Source organism: Flavobacterium pectinovorum (genome assembly GCF_022802975.1).
GTDB classification, from domain to species: domain Bacteria; phylum Bacteroidota; class Bacteroidia; order Flavobacteriales; family Flavobacteriaceae; genus Flavobacterium; species Flavobacterium pectinovorum_B.
The window spans coordinates 304,315-327,754 of the sequence record NZ_JAFEVZ010000003.1; the positions used below are offsets into that span (position 1 = coordinate 304,315).

The following is a 23,440-nucleotide window of genomic DNA, read 5'->3' on the forward strand; positions in this document are numbered from 1 at the left end:
TCATCAAATCATGAAACAGTATCTTTTTTTATTTTTAGTATTTCCATTTTTAGGAATTGGACAGCACAAAATTTCAGGAACAATTTTGGACTCTAAAAAAGTTCCTGTTGAATTTGCTACGATTACTTTATTAAAACAACAGGATTCAATATTTTATAAAAGCACTCAAACAGAGGAAAGAGGTTTTTTTGAAATAATAGACGTTGATAAAGAAAAGTATATTTTAAAAATCAGTTCTTATGGATATTCTGAAAAATACCTGAATATTGATGTACAGTCGGACCTTCAACTCTCCTCAATTTTACTGGAACAGAATCCTGAAATACTAAATGATGTTACTATCACGACATCAAAACCAATTCTAAAAAGAAAAATTGACCGAATAGAATTTACTGTAGAAAACTCTTCCCTTTCTACTAATAATGCCTGGGAAATCCTGGGTAAAACACCCGGAGTGACTACCATGAGCAGCGGCAATCTGACTGTTCGCGGAAGCAATAGTATTCTGGTTACTATTAATGACAAAAAAGTTTATCTAACAGGTAATGAATTAAAGCAATTTCTAGAAAACACAAACGGAGAAGATGTCAAATCAATCGAAGTTATTACAAACCCGCCAGCTAAATATGAGGCACAAGGGGCAATCGTTTTAAATATCAGGCTGAAAAAAAATGTAAAATTAGGTTATAAAGGAACTATGAGCGGTTCTTACACACAATCTATTTATGCAAAAGGAAATATCTCTACAAGCCATATTTACAAAGGAGAAAAACTTTCACTGTCGGGGCGTTATACTTTTGGATCGGGCACTTATGTTAGAGAAGGAGTCGATTTCATTCATTATTTGGACAATTCAGGTGAAACCAATTCGATTTGGGAAAGCATCATGAGAAGAAAAAACAAATCGGCATCACAAAATTCATTTCGTCTGGATTCAGAATATGAAATAAACAGTTCAAATACAATATCTTTTGGCGTCACTGGTTCTATGACTCCAAATGTTCATGGTTTTTATAATGTGCCCACTTATATTTATGATCGTAACAGAAATCTGGATTCTCTGTATGTTACCCAAAACAACCGAAAAAAAACATCCCGAAATAATGATTACAATTTTTCTTATGATCATAAATTTAAGGAGAAAGAAAAACTTTCTTTTTCTTCAGATTATACGCATTACTACTATAATGAAAATCAGGATATTTTCTCTTCATTTTCATTACCCGACAGTCCTCCTTACCGACAAACTCGATTTGTAAGCGACAATACGCAAAAAATTCAGCTTTTTTCAGCACAATCAGATTATGCGAATGAAGACAACGGAATTGAGATGGGAATGAAATTTGGAAAAGTAAAAGCAGACAGCCAGCTTATTTTTAAAGATGAAATTAATGGCGAATTAATTGAAAATACAGCCAGAACTAACCAGTTTTTATATGATGAAATCATTTTTGCAGGTTACGCAAGCTATAACAAAGAAATAGAAAAATGGACGCTGAAAGCCGGATTAAGAGGAGAATATACTCAGCTAAAAGGCAATTCGGTTACGGTAACTGAAATAAACCAACAAAAATATTTTAAACTTTTCCCCACTTTTTATGCGCTTTATAAAGCCAATGAGAAACATCAAATTGGATTTTCATACGGAAAACGAATCAGCCGTCCGCAATACAGCTGGCTGAATCCGTTTAGGTCTTACTACAATGCGTATTCCTATTTTGTCGGAGATCCAAAATTACAGCCCACCATCATTCATAACCTGGATTTGACTTATACTTTAAAAGACAAATACAATTTTGATTTGTATTACAGGCATGAAAAAAATCCATCAATGGAAATCTCGTATCAGGATTATGAAACGACTACGGTTGTCTATCATCTCACCAACATTGAAAAAAATACTGCTTTGGGATTAGAATTCAATGCGAATCTGGTTTTCTTTGACTGGTGGGAATCCGGAATTCAAACCGGCATCAATTATACTCAGGATACTTTTTTGGGAGTTGATGAAAAATTGTACCAAAACAAACGTTTGCAGTACAACGGAAGCACCAATAACCGATTTACATTCAACAAGAAAAAAGATTTTACTGCCGAAGCCAATTTTTATTACAACTCCCGATCTGTTCAGGGCACTTTTACTATTAGCCAATCTACGAGTTTAGACTTTGCATTTCGAAAAAAGGTATTTCATGACAAATGGGAACTTTTTGCGATTTTTTCAGATGTTTATTGCGGAGAAAAACAAACGGTTACCACTAAATATGCAAATCAGTATAATTATTTTACCGATTACAGCGATACCCGGAATTTTAAAATCGGTTTTAAATACAACTTCGGAAATCAAAAATTAAAGGAAAAAAACAGAACACAAACTGAAGAACAAAAAAGAATTTAGAGTAGAATTATTTATTCGATTATTTAAACATGCCACTTCAATCGAATTAAAAATTTAGTCAAAAGAGTTCTTTTATTTCGATAAATATTTTTAAATTGCTTGTTACACAGAGTTATAAGCAATTTTTTTATTTTAACAGATGAAGTTAAACCAAATCGAAAGGGTAAAAAAAATCTCAAAGTCTGAGTTTATTTCCCAATATGTAAAAAATCAAATTCCGGTTGTTATTGAAGAACTTACCGAAGACTGGCCTGCTTACCATAAATGGAAATTATCCTATATTAATGAAATTGCCGGTGACCTTATCGTTCCTTTATACGATGACAGGCCTGTAAATCATGAAGATGGCTTTAATGAAGCCCATACTAAAATGAAAATGAGTGATTACATTACTCTTTTAGAATCCAAACCAACCAATTACCGCATCTTTCTTTATAATTTAATGAAAGAAGTTCCTCTTTTGAAAGATGATTTTTTATGGCCTGACATTGGTTTAAAGTTGGTCAAACAAATGCCGATGCTGTTTTTTGGCGGAGAAAATTCAAAAGTCTTCATGCATTTTGACATTGATTATTCGAATATCCTGCATTTTCATTTTCATGGAGAAAAACAGTGTATGATTTTTGCTCCCGACCAGTCAAAATACATGTACAAAGTTCCGCATGCCTTAATTTCGAGAGAAGACATTGATTTTGACAATCCTGATTATGAAAAATTTCCTGCCCTCAAAAATGCCGAAGGTTATATTACCAATTTAAAGCATGGTGAAATGCTTTATATGCCCGAAGGTTACTGGCATTATATGAAGTATTTGACACCCGGATTTTCTATGAGTTTACGCTCATTCCCTAAAAATATTACCAATTTATCAAAAGCAGCTTATAATGTTTTTATCATGCGCCATTTTGATATTTTGATGCGAAAATTCAAAGGTCAAAAATGGATTGATTATAAAAATGAAAAGGCCATTGAAAATACGCATCAAAATTTAATGCTTTAAATTTTAATAACCCATTCGATAAACAAAACATCATTTACAGTTTAAGGAATTCATGTCATCCTGACACTAATTTTAATTTTACTCAGGGTTTAAAAAATTATTTTTTTGACGTCCAGTGAATTTTCTGTTTTAACTTTAAACACCAGAACCTGATTCTTTGACTTCAGACTAGAGATTACTATTGTATTTTGATTGCTATTTTGTTCTAAAACCAATTTACCGGTAAGGTCATATATTTGAACTTTTTGGATTAACGATTCTTCAGATTCTATAATAATTTGCTCTTTCTTTTTGTAGACCCAAATTCTATTTCTTTCTGGCTGAATTTGAGCAAGGTTCAAATTTTTATTGGTAAACTTTAAAACAAAACGGTTATTAAAAACTCCTTTTTCAGTTGAAAAACGATAAGATCCATTCTTTAAATCATGCAGAATCATTTTATTTTTATCTTCAAGATAAACCGATTGACTGGTAAATTTTTCATCTAAATGATCTATACTTATGCTGAAATTCCCATCAATTTGAGTTTTGTATCCTAAAACAACTTCATCTGAGTCCTCAAAAGGAAATTCCCTGCCTTGTATCGTCCAGTTTTTTTCTTCATTAAAACTATAAAAATCAATGTCCTTATTTCCATCAAATGATTCTCCGTCAAAAGCTGCATCATAACCATTAGTAGCTCCTTCAATATAACCTATTAAAAGCTGTTTAAATGCATTTTCTTCATTGGTAAGATTAAGCCAGATTCTGCTTTTTGGGACTATTTCCTTTCTTTTGTTCGTTTTGGCCGGCTTAAAAAAAGATGAATTCTCTTCTGTAATTCGCATCTTATCATCAAACTTTACTTCTCCTGCCGTTATGCTCTGAACAAAAAAAGATTGTGCTGAAGCAATTTTTCCGTCTGGTAAAGTTTCATTTTCACCCGAAGCCAGGGCAGCCCTTGTTCCTACACCTCCCAATAAATTGTAAACGGCATAATCAGCTGAAGCATATTTATTTGCAAAGGGTGTATTATGAGTCCAGAAATAAAGTGTTCCTTTGATAACATCTGAATTGTCTCTTAAAAATACATCAGCATCAAGAGCTGAAGGATATGGATTGCCTATTAAATTATAACTGCCTGTACGGCCAATAATTGCTGTAATTTTTCCGTTAACAGGGATTCCTTTAAAAATGGCTTCGTATTTTTCAGGAATCGTTGTTGAAAATTCTTGTGGTCCGCGAATAATGTACCCTTTCCCTAAACTCATAATTGTAGAAGGGATTTGTTCTTTCCAATAATTTACATCAGGATCAAAAGAGAAAAATTTATCTGACAATGTATTTGGAGAAACATCTTTCAATTTATGATTTTCAACAGGAGAAGACCAATAAGTATAATCAAATTTTCGGATAGGAGTTGTTTTTCGCTTAAGATGAATGATTCCGGTATTGATCATTTCATCATCTGATTGATACAAAGAGGCAGCATCTTCTAAAACCAAAATTCCGGCACCTGTATAATTGAAACTCAATCCCAACGTTTTTCCACTTGAAATTGTGACGGTCTTTGTAGAATTGATACTACAGCAACAAGCATTTGCCGAAGCTGAAAACAAATAATCTTCTTCAAAAGTCAGTTCTTTTCCGCCTGACGGAAAACCATTTGACCAATTTGTTCCATTCCATCTTGAACTGTTATTGCATAATTTTAAACGGGCAATCCTGTGTTTGGTAACTCCTGAAACCGAATTAAAATTGCCTCCAATAATGAGTTTATAATCTGCCGTAAATCCCATCGTAAATAACGTACTATTAAGACTTACTGAAAATGAAGAGTCAAAAATACCATTTGAAGACAAACGCAATAAACGTAAAGATGCTGTCCCGTTATAATTTCCTGAAAATGCACCTCCAATCAAAATTCTGTCATCGGGCTGTACCAAAATACTTCGAACATCGCCTTTGCTAAAACCGGTTCCTGAGTTAAAGGTGGCATCTAATGTTCCGTCTGAATTGAGCCGTAAGATTCGTTTTTTTGAAATGCCATTATAATTTAAGAAAGAACCGCCTACAATAATTTTTCCGTCAGACTGCAAATCAAGTGCATATACGTTTTTATCGAATCCGGTACCAACAGAAAAACTACTGTCTATACTTCCGTCAGTATTCAGCCGTATTAATCTGGAATATCCTATCCCGTTAAACGTATCAAATCTTCCACCTAAGATCATTTTTCCATCAGGCTGTACTATCATCACATCAATAGTTCCGTTTGCACCTGTAGCTGCATTAAAACTAATATCAATTGTACCATCCTGCATAAGCCGAACGATACGGCCAACAGTAACACCATTATATTTTGTAAAATTACCTGCTGCCACTATTTTTTGGTCTGACTGAATAGCTACAGAAAATACCTGACCGTTGAAACCGCTTCCGGAAACAAAACTGTTATCTAAACTTCCATCAGGTAAAATTCGGGCAATACGATTACAAACTGTATTATTATAACCGGTAAAACTGCCTCCTATAATTATTTTATCATCTACTTGTTTTGCCGCTGTTTTTATAGCATTATTTGCTCCTGAATGAGCCAAATTAAAAGTATTATCCAAATCGCCATTGGGTAAAATACAGGCAATTTTAGAAGAATAAACGCCATTAAACTTAGAAAAATTACCAAAAACCATTGTTCTGTTATCTGGTAATGGCAATACTTTTAAAACCGAATTATCAAAACCAACTCCAGCTGACAGATAACTAATATCATGTGTTCCATTGAGATCAATTTTAGCCAGTTTTCCCTGATTTTGAGAATCAAAAACCGAAAAAGAACCGGCAATGTACCAATCTCCGGCAGCTGAATTTGCTAAACTATACACAGATGCAGAACCGGGACCTTCTCCCATATCAAAATCAGGTTTAATTGTTCCGTCGGGATTTAAAAACACCAATCTGTTTACATCCGCTCCGTTATACAAATCTGTAAAAGAACCACCTGCCATAATGTTTCCTGAACCATCTATTTTTATAACATTTACAGTCCCGTTATTAAAACCTGCTCCTGATAAGAAACCGGAATCAATTGTTCCGTCAGGATTTAATCGAATGATTCTGCCTGCAGCAATTCCGTTATAAGCTGTAAATTCTCCACCCGGAATAATTTTCCCATCCGGTTGCAAAACCATTGCATGAATTTCTTCATTAAAAGCCGTTCCTGCATTAAAAGCGTTATCTAAACTTCCGTCAGAATTTAAACGAATTATTCGATTGACATCGGTACCGTTAAATTTTATAAAATTACCTGCTATAATGATTTTACCGTCTGGCTGAATTTGAACACAATTTATATTTGCAGGAGCACCGGAACCGGTAAAAAAACCGGTATCTAAATTTCCATCAGATAAGATTCGGGCAATCCTGTTTACAGTAATACCATTATACTTTGTAAAACTTCCAACAATTATAATTTTACCGTCAGATTGCTCCACAATCTGATTTACGATTCCTGAACCTGCCGCTATTGAAGTATTAAAAGCAGTATCATGTGATCCGTCGCTGTTTAAGCGAATTAATCTGCCTGTGGGAATCCCGTTAAAACTGGTAAAATTGCCTCCAATAATGATTTTACCGTCTGGCTGAGTATAAGACGAATATACTTTTCCGTTAAAACCAGAACCTGTATCGAAATCTTCATCTACAGTTCCGTCAGTTTTGAGTCTGGTTAAATATGAAAGTGGTTTTCCGTTGAAACTCAAAAATTCTCCGCCAACAATTAAGTTACCATCGGTTTGCATCGACAAGGTTCTGACTGCATTATTAAAACCATCGCCATTAAGACCGTCATCATAGGTATTAAAAGTTGTGTCTAATTTTCCCTGTTGGGCATTATTATGTAGAGATAAAAGACTAAAAATAAGCACAAATAAGAAGTAGGGTTTTGATTTCAAAATAATAAGAGTTTGGGTTTTGATTCTGTTTTTCTTATTTTTTATAAGAATTTACATGCAATTTATAATTATACCTAAACTGCTCCAATACCCAGATTTAGTGATTTTTACATCATGCTTTAAAATTTTACCATAGAACCTGAGTTCGATTAATCCAATACAAAATTATTTACAAATTAATTGTATTGATTAATTTTCCTGCAAGGTCTAGAAAAAAGACCTTGCAGGTATTTAAATTAAAAGCAAACCTACAAGGTTTTGGAAACCTTACAGGATAAGCCATACAAGTTGCTTTTTTTTGAATAATCGATCAGGTATAGAGATTCGCAAAATCTTGTCACTATCAGCCCAATGTCATTAAGTTAAGGGACATTATCGTCAGTTCGAGTGTTTTGTTTAAAAAATGCGATAGCTTTTTTTAAAACAAAATGTATCGAGAACCTTAGTATTAAAAAACTTCTCGATACAATTTTTAATAATAAAGCTATTGCATTATTATTAAAAATCACTACCTATGACGTTTTTGTTTAACTAGGGCTTCGACTCCGCTCAGCCTGACAAAACAAACGTCATCTTATATTGCTTTTTTTGTAAAAAAATTAAACCTCGAAGTGACGACTGAAAATTTCTTAACTTAATGACATTGACTATCAGCCGGAACGAAATGCTTTTAAACCCTAAATTCCTATGGATTAGAAAAAAAATCCGATAACTTTCGCTATCGGATTTTTGACTTATGGTTTTGGTGTTTTATTTAAAAATTACTTTTCTGGTGGTTTCGTATCCATTGTCCAAAACTACTTTTACCAGTAAAATCTGTTGAGCAAATGGAAGATGCTCAATAATCAATTCGAGATTGTTTACCTTATCTTTCGTGTACAAATGTTTTCCCGAAAGATCATAAATAAACACTTTGTCAATGTTTTCTACTGTCGAATTTACCGTAATGGTTTTCTTTTGAATCATAACCGAAACTGAATCATCTGTCGTTTCAAAATCTCCGGTTCCCAATGTTTTATCGGTATAACGCAATACAAATCGGCTATTGAAGGTGCCTTTTTTTGTGGTAAAAGTATAATTTCTGGCCGTCAATTCGGTTATCGTACCGGTTTGCTTGTCTTCAAGGTATATCCTCTGAGTCGCTAATTTTCCATCGGCCTCGTCAATTGCAATGGTAAAATCTCCGGCAATGGTTGAACGATAACCCAAAGGCACCAAATCGGCATCATTAAATGGTAAAGCACGTGCCTGAATAGTCAGGTTGTCAGCACCATTAACACTATAAAAATCAATATAACTGTTACCATCAAAACTAAAACCATCAAAACTTTTGTCATAACCATTGGTTGCTCCTTCAATATAACCTATTAAAGTTTGTTTAAAAGCACCTCCTGTATTGGTCATATTAAGCCACAAACGGTTTTTCTCAAATCCTGCCGATTTTGATGTTTTTGCAGGTTTAAAAAATTGCGAATTACGGATTCCCCCACGACGCATGATGTTGGTAAACACAACATAACCTGAGCCACCTTCTGCACTGGTAAAAAATGATTGTCCTGCAGCTATATAACCTGTTGGTTTTTTACCGTTATCAGCTCCGTCTGGAATTCCATCATTGTTAAGGTCAACATTATTATTATTTGGGTCACTTAGGGCAGATGCAACACCTCCTGTAAGGTTGTAACTAGCATAATCGTCTGAGACATACGCCAATTTAGAATTCACCATCTTGATAGCCGTATTATGAGTCCAGAAATAAACTGTTCCTCCTAAAATAGGATCATTATGAGCATTCTTTAAAAAAGCGTCTGCGAACATTGCTGATGGATACGGATTACCAATCAGATAATATTTATCTTTTTCAAAATACTGACTACTGGTAATGTCTCCATTATTAGGTTTCCCGATAAATTCGAGTTGCTGAACATAACTAGCGGTAGTCCAATAATCTTTATTATTTGGATAGGTAGAATTTGGCTTAGGCACTCGAATGATATAGCCAATTCCAGGCTGCATTACACTGGCACTTAACTCTTCTTTCCAGACATCGCCTGTAAAAGATAAATACTTATCCCAAAGTGTATTAGGTGATAAATTGTATAAGGTTTGACCCTCAACCGGAGAAGACCAATACGTAAAATCAAAATTCTTCATTGCCTGAGAATTACGCTTATAGGTAATTGACCCAACGTTATTGTTTACATCATTAATTTGAACCAAACTCGCATTATTTTCAAATGTTAAAGAACCATTTACCGTTACTTCATTTGTAATCGTTAAGGTAATACCGGATGGTACTGTTGCCACAACACCACTATTAATTGTTAAAGCACAGGCCACTAAATCTGATGTAAATGGTGAAATTGGACTTACTGCTTCTATGATAACATTCATTGAATCATCAGGCGGAACTCCTTTACTCCAGCTGCTTCCGTTCCAGGCATTCGAATTATCTAAAATAGTTACTGTAGCTGTTGCCACCGAAGGACATCCGTTGGGATTGGTTACCGTAAAAGTATAGTTACCCGCTGCTAAACCTGTAATCGTTCTAATTGTTGTATTAGGAACCGTATTATCATAACTTGCTGCAGCATGCCCTGTCTGGTTTATTGTCCAGTCTCCAATTGGCAGATCTCCTAATACTACGCTTCCTGTATTGGCAGTACAACTAATGTGGGTTATAGCCCCAATCGTTGGGGTTGTTGGCCTTGGATTTACCAATATCGTATAATTTATTGCTGTACCCGGACATCCATTAGCGGTTGGCGTAATAACATACGTAACGGTTCCCTGAACAGTTTCTGTTGTAGAAATGGCCTGATTTGGAATATCTCCTGAACCACTTGTCGTAAACCCTGAAACTCCCGACGTGGCACTAGCTGTCCATCCATAAGTAGTTCCTGAAACTCCCGAAGTAGGAGTAAAAGCAGTAGAACTTCCACCTGAACAAATCGTTTGGGTTAAGGTTGTATTGGTTACAGTTGCTCTTGGATTTACCAATATGGTATAATTAACTGCTGTACCCGGACATCCATTAGCAGTTGGTGTAATAACATAGGTAACGGTTCCCTGAGTCGTTCCTGTTGTAGAAATGATCTGAGTTGGAATATCTCCTGAACCACTTGCCGTAAATCCTGAAACTCCTGACGTAGCACTTGCTGTCCATCCATAAGTAGTTCCTGAAACTCCCGAAGTAGGAGTAAAAGCAGTAGAATTTCCGCCTGAGCAAATGGTTTGGGTTAAGGTTGTATTGGTAATGGTTGGTCTTGAATTAATAACAAATGCTGTAGGTGTACGACACCCTGTATTTGAAGAACATGCTGCATAAAAAATATAAGTTCCGGGAGTGGCAGTATTCGGCAAACCAGAACCAGTCACACCAACCGGATTAAAGGGAGTTCCGGAACCTAATAATGTGCCATCAGCAGCAGCTGTATACCAATTTACAGATCCTGGAACAGTATAAGTAATTGTAATTCGCATATAATCTACACTAAGATTTCTATCATCATTTGTACCACTTCTTGCAGAAAGAGCAAATCCAAAACCAGAATCTTTTATATCTGACACATCCCAAGTAGTGCCCCATAAGTCATTTGTACCTCCAAAATTAACTATACTAAAACTATTATCATTCCATTCCGCTCCTGAAGATTTGTCATCACCAACAATTGCTCCTGCTTTTATAAGTCTTATAGAATTATCGAATATATCATCATCATCTGCTATCCTTCTAATTCTTGCTGATATTCCTCTTATTGTAGCATTATTTGGTATGCTGCTAAAATCATAATTTGTTGCTGTCAAATAATTAGTTACAGCATTATTGGTCGTAATAAACAAAGTAGCGTAAGGAGCTCCCGCAGCAGTAATATTACCTGGATCAGCCCAAATTCGACCAGAAGTCCTACTTATTTGCCCACCAGTCCTTGCCTCTTGAGCTCCTGTCGATACTGCGCTTCCAGCGGCACAAGTTGTCGAAGAACCCAAAGTCCCTGAACCGTTTGCACAAATAGTCACTCCGGTAGTTGTTGGCCCTGCAGACGCCACCGTAATAGCATTTGAAGTTACCGGATTCACTGTCAAACAAGAATTTGCATTCGAAGTCATTTCACAAGTCACGACATCATTATTTAATAATAAAGTACTACTTGAAAAAGTTGTTGAGTTGCCTCCAACATTTACTCCGTTTAATTTCCATTGATAAACCGGAGTGGTCCCCTGATTGGTTGCAGTAGCAGTAAAAGTTACATTTGTTCCGGCACAAACTGTCCCGGATGGTGAGTTAGAAATACTTACTGTAGGCGTTAAATTAGCATTAATTGTAAGCGTGATGGCTTTATTTGCTGTACATCCATTAGCACTGGAAACCGTCATTGTTCCTGTATAAGTTCCTGATGCAGTACCAGCAGGAATTATTATCCCTGTTACCGTTCCTCCTCCTCCAGCAAAAGAAAATGGAGTAGATACCTGATCTGCAATACCAGTCCAATCAATACTATAACTTGTTGGCGACTGGGTAGTACCTGTATAAGCCATTGTTGTCGTTTGAACACTTGCACTCTGACAAACTGCTGCAACTACCGCAGTTGAGGCAGCTGTAGTTATTGTTGGAATAGGGTTTATTGTTATTACAGCTGAGGTTCTTGTTGGACTTACACAACCTGTAGTCGTATTTCTTGATTGAGCATAATAAGTCGTCGATGACAAAACTGTTGTAGTGGCAAGAGCACTTCCCCCACTCGATGCCGTATACCAATCCACTACACTGCCAGTTGTTGGCGCAGTAGCTACTAACGAAGCTACTGTTGCCCCTGAACAAAAACTTTGGGCTGATGTAGTTGGCGCTGTTGGTAATGCGTTTATAGTCACTACAACCGATCTTCTTGTTGCACTCACACAACCTGTAGTCGTATTTCTTGATTGGGCGTGATAAGTCCCCGATGACAAAGTTGTTGTAGCTGCAAGAGCAGTTCCTCCACTCGCTGCTGTGTACCAATCCACTACACTGCCACTTGTTGGCGCAGTAGCTACCAACGAAGCAACTGTTGCCCCTGAACAAAAACTTTGGGCTGATGCTGTTGGTACTGTTGGCAATGCGTTAATAGACACACTATTAGTCATTGTTGTCGTACAAGTTGTAGCTCCTGCTGTAGCTACTACCGTATAAACCCCTACTGTATTTTGACTTCCAAAAGAAATAGGAGCTCCCGTACCTGCAACCGAACCTCCAACAGCTGTAGTACCGCCACGATATAACTGATAATTAACCCCCAACTGTGAATTAGCCAAACCAATTGTTGTTGGGCTATTACAAGTATCTACACCTGTAATAGTATAAGCGGTAGGACTAGAAGCAATAACCGAAATATTATCAAGAATCCAGTCGTCTGCCCCAGATGTATCCCTACAATTTCCAGTTTCAGGAGTAGTTTTACTCGGGGTTCTAGCTGCAAACTCAAGCAATGCGCTAGTTCCACCTGTCCATGAGGGAATTGTCATTGTGATTCTCACAACACCTAAAGAAGCTGCTGGTAAACCTCCCGACTTTACTGAAGTGGTCTGATTAAGTGTACCGTTAGCTCCTACAAGTATAGTGAAATTTGCTGGGCCAAAAGTTGCACCATTGAAAGTTTGAACATCATTTTGTGTAATAATAGTATTACTTACTGGGTTTGTAATGGTCATATAGGTAACTCCACCAACTTTTACATCAAGCATAGCGGTTGTACCACATGCAAATCTATCTGCATTTTGTCCGGTTAAATCAAACGAAACTGTTAATGAATTTCCAAGTAGTCCCGTTAAATTTTGATTAAGCCTTCCTGTTGCGAGCGAAGTAGTCCCAATTCCATCAGCCTCAAGATAAATTTTACCAGCAGCATATAGCTCTTCATAATACCATCCTGTAGTAGCTCCTGTTAAAAGCCCCCAATTAGTTGTAACCGAGGCAAGATTAGGAAAATCACCACCTCTAACAACATTACATGACTGTCCATACCCAATTTGAAATACAAAAAAGGCAAAACAAAGCCATTTAGCATTATTACTAAATAATTTTGATGTTATAAATGTTGGGGTATTTTGTTGTTGTTTTGAAAAAAACAAACAAATAAGAATTAGTAGTTTTTTAATCATATTTGGGAGGAGTTAAATTTAAAAAGCAACTTATTTTTTTAATAAATAAATGGCAATTTTTATTAGTCACCCAAAATAAATTCGCATTGAATCTATTACTGATTGATGTTCTGAAAATCAAAACATAAAGAATTAAAAAACAAAAAACTAAATTAATTTGGGGCTAATTTATAGAACAAAAATAACAGTTCTGAATTGCTTTTTTAACAAAATTTAAAGTATTCGATGAAAAACAAAAAAACACGACAAAAGGACTTTTTTTTTGATTTTTTTTAAAAAATTAAAAAAAAATCTTACATTAAAAATCACCTAATAATGATTTAAAATTATTTTTGATAACCCGTTGTGTGAAATTGATTAAAAAAATTGGTTTGATTATAAAAAGTATAAAATCGGAAATAAAACATCATTTATAACTTAAGGAATTGATGTCATCCTGAACGGAATCGAAATTTTTTGAATACGAAAGGGCTTCGGCTAGGTTTATCCTGAGCAAAGCCGAACGGACTCAGCCTGACACTTATTTTTCATTTCACCCAACACGGGTTATTGCTATTAATTTAATCCATTTTAACCGCAATGATTAATAGTTACAATCAAAAAAAAATCCGATAACTTTCGCTATCGGATTTATAAATTATGGTTTTGGTGTTTTATTTAAAAATTACTTTTCTGGTGGTTTCGTATCCATTGTCCAAAACTACTTTTACCAGTAAAATCTGTTGAGCAAATGGAAGATGCTCAATAATCAATTCAGGATTGTTTACCTTATCTTTCGTGTACAAATGTTTTCCTGAAAGATCATAAATAAACACTTTGTCAATGTTTTCTACTGTCGAATTTACCGTAACGGTTTTCTTTTGAATCATAACCGAAACTGAATCATCTGTCGTTTCAAAATCTCCGGTTCCCAATGTTTTATCGGTATAACGCAATACAAATCGGTTATTGAAGGTTCCTGCCTTTGTGGTAAAATTATGGTTTTTGGCTGTCAATTCGGTTATGGTTCCGGTTTGCTTGTCTTCAAGGTAAACTCTCTGAGTGGCTAATTTTCCATCGGCCTCGTCAATTGCAATGGTAAAATCTCCGGCAATGGTTGAACGATAACCCAAAGGCACCAAATCGGCATCATTAAATGGTAAAGCACGTGCCTGAATAGTCAGGTTGTCAGCACCATTAACACTATAAAAATCAATATAACTGTTACCATCAAAACTAAAACCATCAAAACTTTTGTCATAACCATTGGTTGCTCCTTCAATATAACCTATTAAAGTTTGTTTAAAAGCACCTCCTGTATTCGTTAAATTTAACCACAAACGGTTTTTCTCAAATCCTGCCGATTTTGATGTTTTTGCAGGTTTAAAAAATTGCGAATTGTAGGTTCCGCCATAACGCATCCTGTTGGTAAACTCAACATACCCAGAACCACCATCTGCACTGGCAAAAAACGATTGTCCTGCCCCTATATAACCTGTTGGTTTTTTACCGTTATCAGCTCCGTCTGGAATTCCATCATTGTCAAGGTCAACATTATTATTATTTGGATCACTTGGGGCAGATGCAACGCCTCCGGCCAGGTTATAACTCGCATAATCATCTGAGACATAAGACAATTTAGAATTTACCATCTTGATAGCCGTATTATGGGTCCAGAAATAGATTGTACCTCCTAAGATACCATCATTATGAGTATTCTCTTCTAAAAAAGCATCAGCCCACATAGCTGATGGATACGGATTACCAATCAGATAATATTTATCTTTTTCAAAATACTGGCTGCTGGTAATGTGTCCATTATTAGGTTTCCCGATAAATTCGAGTTGCTGTACATAACTAGCAGTAGTCCAATAATCTTTATTATTTGGATATCTCGTGTTTGGCTTAGGCACTCGAATGATATAGCCAATTCCAGGCTGCATTACACTGGCACCTAACTCTTCTTTCCAGACATCTCCCGTAAAAGACAAATACTTATCCCAAAGTGTATTAGGTGATAAATTGTATAAGGTTTGCCCCTCAACCGGAGAAGACCAATACGTAAAATCAAAATTCTTCATTGCCTGAGAATTACGTTTATAGGTAATTGACCCAACGTTATTGTTTACATCATTAATTTGAACCAAACTCGCATTATTTTCAAATGTTAAAGAACCATTAACCGTTACTTCATTTGTAACAGTCAATGTTATTCCGGATGGTACTATTGCCACAACATCACTATTAATTGTTAAAGCACAGGCTACTAAATCTGATGTAAATGGTGAAATTGGACTTACTGCTTCTATGATAACATTCATTGAATCATCAGGCGGAACTCCTTTACTCCAGCTGCTTCCGTTCCAGGCATTCGAATTATCTAAAATAGTTACTGTAGCTCCCGCTGAAGGGCAACCGTTAGCATTAGTCACTGCAAAAGTATAAGTTCCTGCTGCTAAACCTGTGACTGTTCTGGTTGATGTACTACCCGTATAACTTGTTGCAGCATGACCTGTTTGATTAATAGTCCAATTTCCACTTGGTAAATTTTCTAAAACTACACTTCCTGTATTGCTTGAACAATTTACATGGGTTGTCGTACCAATAGTAGGTTCCGTTGGAGTAGGATTTACAGTTAAACTTACTGAACCCGAAAGAGCCGTAGGACACCCTCCAGCCTGATAAGCAACACGAACCAAATTATAACTATATGTACCTGCACTTGCAGATGCCAAAACATCCAAGAAAGCACTTCCCGCTATATCTACACTTGTTTCTGTCCCTCCATTAATATTATAAGTAACTGTAATACCCTCAGGATGTGGATTGTTAAATCTTACACTTCGCGCAGTACCTTCGCATACCGTTGCTGTACCACTCAAACTAAATGTAGCGGTTGGAGCGGTACGTACCGTTATGGTTGCTGCAGAACTGTAGGCCACAGAACATGTTCCATTTTGCACAACAGCTCTATAGGAAGTTGTAGAAGTTAGATTCTCAACCAGTAACGAAGTTGTAATATTAGCTATTGGAGTTCCCGCAGTAGCAAAATTATCCAATGAAGACTCCCAACCTGTAACGCTTCCTGTATGACCACTCAATGTTAATGTAGCACTATTTGTACCCGGACAAACTACTGTGCTTCCTGCAACACTACCACCTGCTGAAATTGAGCTTACCAACATTGTCACTGAGTTTGATGTAGCAGGACTTCCTGTCAAACACGGACTTGCGTTTGATGTCATCACAACGGTAACAATATCATTATTCGCTAAAGTTGTAGTTGTAAAGGTTGAAACAGAAGAATTTGTTCCTACATTACTTCCATTAACTCTCCATTGATACGTAGGTGCTGTTCCCTGATTTGTAGGTGTAGCGGTAAAAGTGACCGAAGTTCCTGAACATATTGCTCCTGTTGGAGAAGCTGCTATAGAAACACTTGCTGGTAAGTTAGGATTTACCGTTACTGCAACCGGAGTTCTTGACGAACTTACACAACCTGTAGTAATGTTTCTGGATTCAGCATAATAAGTTGTCGATGATAAGGCTGCCCCTGATGATAAAGCAGTTCCTCCTGATGTGGCTGCATACCAATCTACAACATTTCCTGACGCACTAGCTACCAATGAAGCAACTGTCGCACTTCCGCAAAAACTTTGTGCAGATGCTGTTGGTGCTGTTGGCAAGGCATTTACAGTAAAACTATCTGTACTAGTTGCCGTACCTCCTGCTGTTGTAACTCTCACAACTCCAGTTGTCCCGGATCCAATTACAGCAGATATTTGTGTTGGTGAATTTATGGCAAATGAAGCGACATTGGTACCTCCTATTGTTACAGCAGTAGCGCCTGTAAAATTTGTTCCATTTATTATTAATGTTCCTCCAGAACAGCCACTTGTAGCCCCTAAAGTAGTTATGGTTGGAATAAATACACTTGGCAAACTCATCGCCGACATCGCAAATCGAATTCCACCATTGTTTGGATTAATAGTAGAAGTTACAGCATTATCCGTTGTATTTGAAGTGGGTAAACTACGGGTTGCCACTTGATTTGTCCAGGCAACAGTATTACTATTGCTATTAAAAGCTCCGGAATTTAAATCCCTACTGGTCCAATTACTATTTATTGTATAACTGGGTGTTGTCCCATCCACTCTATTGTATATACTAGAAACATAGACTGCCTGTTCGTTTACATTAACTGCCATTGCAGCACTTAAACTAGCAGTACTACCATTCCCGAGGCCGTCTCCTGTTGTATAAGTCGCTGGTGATTGGTTAACTCCTGCATAAACAGCATACCAAACCATCATATTTGCCAGTGCCGAATTTTGTATTGTACCACCGGTAACATTAAAAGGACGAGAAGTACCATTCATAACAGCATTGTCTTTTAAATAATACAGCCAAGTGTGCATACGTCCATTTGTTTCACCATTCCCTGTCGCTTTAGTTAAAGTAACTCCTCCATAAGTAATTGTAGGATCAGCCTGAGGGCTACTACCTCCAGCATCTGTAAATGTTGTTGTAACGGCGACCACTAAAATACGATTAGAACCGGCAGCAATAGAAAAACTTAAGCCTGTGTACGTTGATGTAGCGTTGGTATTATAAGCCCTGGTCCAGGCGGTTGGCTGCGTTATTTGTCCAAAAGAAAAATTTACACAGAGAAAAAAAACAAAACAAACCCATTTAGCATTATTATCAAATAATTTTAGGGGTATAAATTTTTTGGGGTTTTGTTGTTTTTGTTGTTTTTTTAAAAAAAACAAACGAACGAGAGTTACTAGTTTTTTAATCATGTTGGGGGAGGGTTAAATTAAAAAAGACAACTTATTTTTTTATAAATAAATTGCAATTTTATTAGTCACCCAAAATAAATTCGTATTGAATCCATTAAAAATTTTATGCCCTGAAAATCAAAACATAAAGAATTAAAAAACTAAATCAATTTGGGGCTAATTTATAAAACAAAAATAAAAGTTCTAAACGGCATTTTTAACCAAAACTAAATAATTCAATAAAAATCAAAAAACATACTATGAAGTGCACTTATTTTAAAAAATTAAAAACAATTACAAATAAAAACTTATATTTTTATCATAAAACAATTGCCTAAAAAATATATCAAACATATTTTTTAGGCAATTTATACTCCAAAAACAAAATTCATCTTCAAATAGTTACAAAAAAATCCGATAACTTTCGCTATCGGATTTTTTGAGTTACTGCCTTATTTTATTTAAGCAAAGTTTTTTTAGTAATGGATTCTCCGTTTTCCAAAAATACTTTTACCAGTAAAACTTCTCGGGTAGAAGGCAAGTCATGAATTATCAACTGCCTGTCTCTAATGTTTTCTTTGTTTGATAATTGTTTGCCTGAAATGTCATAAACCATGATTTTATCAATATTCTCTCCACTTGAATTTATTGAAACTATTTGATCCTTAACTCCAATTGATACTGCATCTTTTATAGTTTTAAATTCATCGACAGCTAATGATTTATTTGTATATCTTAATGCAAATCTATTGTTAAAAACACCTACTGCCGTGGTAAAAGTATAGCTGTTTTCTTTTAAATCATGAAGGACATTAGTTAGCTTGTCTTCCAGATAAACAGCCTGATTAGTGAGCATTCCATCAACCTCGTCTATCGAAATAGTAAATTCGCCCGATATAATTGTACGATATCCTAAAGGCACGACGTCAGAATCTTTAAAAGGCAAAGCACGACCCTGTATCACCAGATTACTGCCCTGGTTTATACTGTAAAAGTCTAAAAAGGGATTTGCGTTCAAAGATATTCCGTCATAATCGCTGTCATATCCATTGGTAGCTCCTTCAATATAACCAATTAACAATTGCTTAAAAGCTCCTCCTGTATTTGTCATATTAAGCCAAATACGATGTTTTTCCAAAAAACTGGGTTTCGATGTTTTTGATGGATTAAAAAATTGAATGTTTTTTTCAGAGACCCCAACTACGTCATTAAAAGCATTAGTTGTCGATTGTGCAAACGAGCATATAGAAATCATAAATATGCTCCCAGTAATAAAAGTCTTTTTCATCTCAATTTGGTATTAAATAAATAGTAATTTGGGTTTAACAAAAAAGGAAATAATTAAAAATTCCTTGTCCTATGTATCAATGAACACCATTAAGGTAATAATTTTTCATTCAAAAATAATCGTTAAACAGCAAAAAAAACAGTTAAAATACAGCATTAGTCCTTTTCTTACTCCTTTTACACATGTAATTAATTGAAAGTCTTACCGATATAAAACAAGTAAGTTGAATTATAAAATTGAATGTATCCTTAACTTTCAAAAACCAATGTTCTCCCTGAGCAAAATGAAAGGTTTCCCTCTATAAAAAAAGCTTCAAATCTTAGCAGATAAGCCTCTTTTTTACTTAGCAAGCACCGTTTCGAGCGTATGATTCCTGTACTATCTTGAAGTCGTTACAATCTTTTTAGTTATTACATGATTGTTTGCTAAAACTATTTTGACTAATAAAACCTCGTTTTTAAATTTGAGATTACTGATACTTACTTCTGAAGATAAAATTTCAGCATCACTATAAACTAACTTTCCTGAAATATCATGAATAAACACTTTAGTAATATTTTCTACAGAAGATTTAAGTCTCAAACTTCTGTTATCCATCCAGGCTACAACATTATTATCCTGCTCAAACTCATCAACAGCTAATGTTTTATCAGTATAACGCAATACGAATCTGCTGTTAAAAACTCCTTTTGCAGTAGTGAAAGTATAATCATTTTGAGTTAAATCATGAATTGTCTGAGTTAGTTTATCTTCAAGATAAACAGCCTGATTACTAAGCATACCGTCTGCTTGATCTATCGAAATTGTAAAATTTCCTGCTATAATGGTACGATAACCTAAAGGCACTGTGTCAGCATCATTAAAAGGGAGTGCGCGTCCCTGGATAACAAGGTTGCTGCCCTGATTAATGCTGTAAAAATCGATGTAAGCATTTCCATCAAAAGATATTCCGTCAAAATCACTATCATAGTCATTGGTCGCTCCTTCGATGTACCCAATTAATAATTGTTTAAAAGCACCACCCGTATTAGTCATATTAAGCCATATACGATGTTTTTCCAACAAATTTGACTTTGCTGTTTTTGCAGGTTTATAAAAACGATCATTTTCTCCGTGAACTCTCATTTCGTTATTAAACATAACTCTTCCGTCTCCACTGGCTAACGCAAAGAAAGACTGACCAGAAGCAATATTACCTGATGGTATCGTTCCGCCGGAAGCAGCAGCTAAAGTAGAAGTTCCTCCAACTCCATTGTAACTTGCATAATCACTCGAAGAATATGCATTCTGCCCTCCTATCATTTTTATAGGAGTATTATGAGTCCAGAAATAAATTGTACCGTCTAAAATTGGGTTGTTATTAGAATTATCATACAAAAAAGCATCAGCACTAAGGGCAGAAGGGTACGGATTACCAATCAAATAAAAATTCCCGGCTGTTATCGATTGCCCATCAATATTTCCATTATTAGGAACTCCAATAAATTCCACTTTCTGCGAATAAGGAAATTCTACAACCTCTCCATTAGGCCATGTACCTCCTTTTGGGGTTCTGATAATATATCCAATTCCCCGCTCCATAACCGAGGCACCAAGTTCTTCACGCCAGACTGTCCCGGTATAAGAAAGATATTTGTCCCAAAGTGTATTAGGCGATAATCCAACTAAGGTCTGTCCCGTTACCGGCGAGGACCAATAGGTAAAATCGTAGTTTTTCATTGGGGTTGAAGTTCTTTTGTAAATAATATTACCTGAATTGATGGCACCGTCATTATTTTGTACCAGACTGGCATTATTTTTAAAAGTTAATGTTCCTCCATTATTTACAACTGCATTTTGAATGGTTAATGTATCATCACTATTTATGACAACATCAATTCCGAGACTTACCAAACAGGAACAGCCGCTTATATCTCCTAATCCTTCACCTGTTGAAGTATAATTTGACTGAAAGATTAAATTTTGATTAATCGTAGGAGTTCCGTGTGACCAGCCTCCAACAACATTATAGGTATTGGTAACAAGACTATTAACAACAACATTTGCAGAAGAAGCTGATGTACAACTTCCTGTATATTCAACTGTAAAAGTGTAATTTCCCGGAGCAAGATTCGTAATTGGATAAGAGGTACCTGTATCAGAATAAGTTGCAGATGCTGTACCTGACTGATGTATTGTCCATGTAACTGAGGCTGGTAATCCGCTTAGAGTTACACTTCCTGTTGGTGTGACACATAAGGGTTCTGTCACGGTTCCGGGTATTGGCGCAGTAGGTTTAGGAACAATCGTTAGTTGTATTGCCCGGGTTACCGAACAATTGACACTCGAGATAGTCATTGTACCCGTATAAGTATTTGCAGCTACACCTGCAGGTATGGAAATGGTATTTAAATTTCCAAGACCTGAAGAAAAAGCAAACAAAGTAGTTCCCTGATCTGTTAATCCGGCAAGATTTGCAGTACCATCCCAATCAATACTATAACTTACAGGGGTATTTGTTGTAGCTGTATATGGCAAAGTGGCCGTTTGGATTCCTGTGCTAAAACAAATATTATTAAGTGTTCCGCTTGTTGCAATGGTGGGTAAAGGATTTACCGTTACAGTTGTCGTCGCAGTTGCCTGACTACAAGCACCGTTTTTTACATTTGCTCGAAACTGCGTCGTTTGAGTCAAAACACCAGGCGAAAGATCTGTTGTAGTGTTAGAAACTGCAGTCCAGGAAGAAAATGGACTTACTGCATACTCCCAACCTAAAATTGTCCCGGTATGTCCTGTCAAAGTCAATGAAGCACTTGTGCCTCCGCTACAAATTGCAGCAGGTGTATTTATTGTACCCGGAACACTTGCAGAGTAGACATTAACGGTTACAGTTCTATTTGTACTTATAACATTAGTACAAGATTCTGAGGTAAGATTGGTAACTGTTATTGTACTTGAACCCGCAACGCTTAACCCAACTGCTGTAAAAGTTGCTGTTCCGGTTCCTCCGGTAACTGACATTGTAGCTGTTAATCCCACAGCATTGGGACTACTTCGATCATAGGTTACTATATAATGTCCATTTGGTAAAGATGCTCCACCTGTTAGCCTAACTGATGTAGTTGTTCCTATAACTGTACAAACGTCATCTGCTGTAACTGGCGAAGTAAGTGCATAAGTAGGACAAGTATAATTAACTTTTATCTGACCGTTACCTCCGTTACCGCCTTTTAAGTTATTACTCAACAGTCCTAATGCTCCTCCACCTCCACCTCCCGGCGCGTTCCCGGAATTTCCCCCGGCAGCTAAGCCTACAGTCATTCCATTACCTCCTTTTCCACCCCCGGTTACTGCAGCCCCGCCTTCAATAACCAAAAGAGTTGCAAAAGCATCATTACCATTAACACCTGTACCTGAACCTGGCCCGGCACTACTTCCGCCTCCGCCAGAAGACAACAATGGTAATAATGTACCTACAATACCTCCGGCTAACCCTTTTCCGCCGGCAAAACTCCCAATACCGGATGAAGTCCCTCCGACTCCTCCGGCACCATTTGCCGAGTTTCCGTTTTTACCTCCTTTTCCTCCATTTGCCACTACTGTTGAAAAAAATGTGTTTTCACCATCTGGTCCATCACCACCGTTGGCTCCAACTCCACCACGTCCAACTGTATAATCCAACACTGTAGCAGGAGTAACTACTAATGTCGCAGATTTGCTATACGCACCGCCACCGCCACCGCCACCGCCAAAAAGAGAAAGCACGGATGTTGTATGAACACCACCACCGGCACCACCTCCTCCCCAGCATTCGACATTTAACGAGGTTACACCTGCGGGAACTTTAAATGTACCACTGCCCAAAGTCGTAAAGGTATGAGGTGGCTGAGCCCAAATAGAAGAAAAAACAAAAAACAGCAGAAATAGTAATTTTAGTCTCATAAT

At 36.4% G+C, this 23,440-nt stretch carries 7 protein-coding genes; 2 read left to right on the forward strand and 5 right to left on the reverse strand.

Annotated features, from left to right (window positions below; genetic code table 11):
• The first annotated feature begins 10 nt into the window (after window positions 1-10).
• Both FLV_RS06270 and FLV_RS06275 read left to right on the forward strand, forming a co-directional pair.
• Window positions 11-2,398: an outer membrane beta-barrel family protein gene (locus FLV_RS06270; RefSeq protein WP_243231966.1), complete on the forward strand. Its 2,388-nt coding sequence runs from the start codon at window positions 11-13 to the stop codon at window positions 2,396-2,398.
• Window positions 2,399-2,537: 139 nt separating this feature from the next.
• Window positions 2,538-3,398 (forward strand): cupin-like domain-containing protein, encoded by an 861-nt coding sequence (locus FLV_RS06275; protein ID WP_243231967.1) that lies wholly within the window; start codon window positions 2,538-2,540, stop codon window positions 3,396-3,398.
• A gap of 89 nt (window positions 3,399-3,487) precedes the next feature.
• On the opposite strand, the gene FLV_RS06280 is transcribed toward FLV_RS06275, so the two are convergent.
• The 5 genes from FLV_RS06280 to FLV_RS06300 all read right to left on the reverse strand — a co-directional run bounded on the left by FLV_RS06280 (window position 3,488) and on the right by FLV_RS06300 (window position 23,437).
• Complete coding sequence (locus FLV_RS06280) at window positions 3,488-7,330, reverse strand: calcium-binding protein (protein WP_243231969.1); 3,843 nt, start codon at window positions 7,328-7,330, stop codon at window positions 3,488-3,490.
• A gap of 750 nt (window positions 7,331-8,080) precedes the next feature.
• Window positions 8,081-13,468 carry a PKD-like domain-containing protein gene (locus tag FLV_RS06285; protein WP_243231971.1) on the reverse strand — a complete coding sequence of 1,796 codons (5,388 nt, stop codon included), beginning with the start codon at window positions 13,466-13,468 and terminating at the stop codon, window positions 8,081-8,083.
• Between the two features lie 653 nt (window positions 13,469-14,121).
• Window positions 14,122-18,249: a T9SS sorting signal type C domain-containing protein gene (locus FLV_RS06290; protein WP_243231973.1), complete on the reverse strand. Its 4,128-nt coding sequence runs from the start codon at window positions 18,247-18,249 to the stop codon at window positions 14,122-14,124.
• Window positions 18,250-18,685: 436 nt separating this feature from the next.
• Window positions 18,686-19,516: a T9SS sorting signal type C domain-containing protein gene (locus FLV_RS06295; RefSeq protein WP_243231974.1), complete on the reverse strand. Its 831-nt coding sequence runs from the start codon at window positions 19,514-19,516 to the stop codon at window positions 18,686-18,688.
• A 378-nt stretch (window positions 19,517-19,894) separates the two neighbouring features.
• Window positions 19,895-23,437, reverse strand: coding sequence for a T9SS sorting signal type C domain-containing protein (locus FLV_RS06300; protein WP_243231975.1), 3,543 nt, complete (start codon window positions 23,435-23,437; stop codon window positions 19,895-19,897).
• Between the last annotated feature and the right edge of the window lie 3 nt (window positions 23,438-23,440).

Coding starts and splice junctions, on each gene's coding strand:
- FLV_RS06270 (WP_243231966.1), top strand. CDS start 11: ATGAAACAGTATCTTTTTTTATTTTTAGTATTTCCATTTTTAGGAATT.
- FLV_RS06275 (WP_243231967.1), top strand. CDS start 2,538: ATGAAGTTAAACCAAATCGAAAGGGTAAAAAAAATCTCAAAGTCTGAG.
- FLV_RS06285 (WP_243231971.1), bottom strand. CDS start 13,468: ATGATTAAAAAACTACTAATTCTTATTTGTTTGTTTTTTTCAAAACAA.
- FLV_RS06290 (WP_243231973.1), bottom strand. CDS start 18,249: ATGATTAAAAAACTAGTAACTCTCGTTCGTTTGTTTTTTTTAAAAAAA.
- FLV_RS06295 (WP_243231974.1), bottom strand. CDS start 19,516: ATGAAAAAGACTTTTATTACTGGGAGCATATTTATGATTTCTATATGC.
- FLV_RS06300 (WP_243231975.1), bottom strand. CDS start 23,437: ATGAGACTAAAATTACTATTTCTGCTGTTTTTTGTTTTTTCTTCTATT.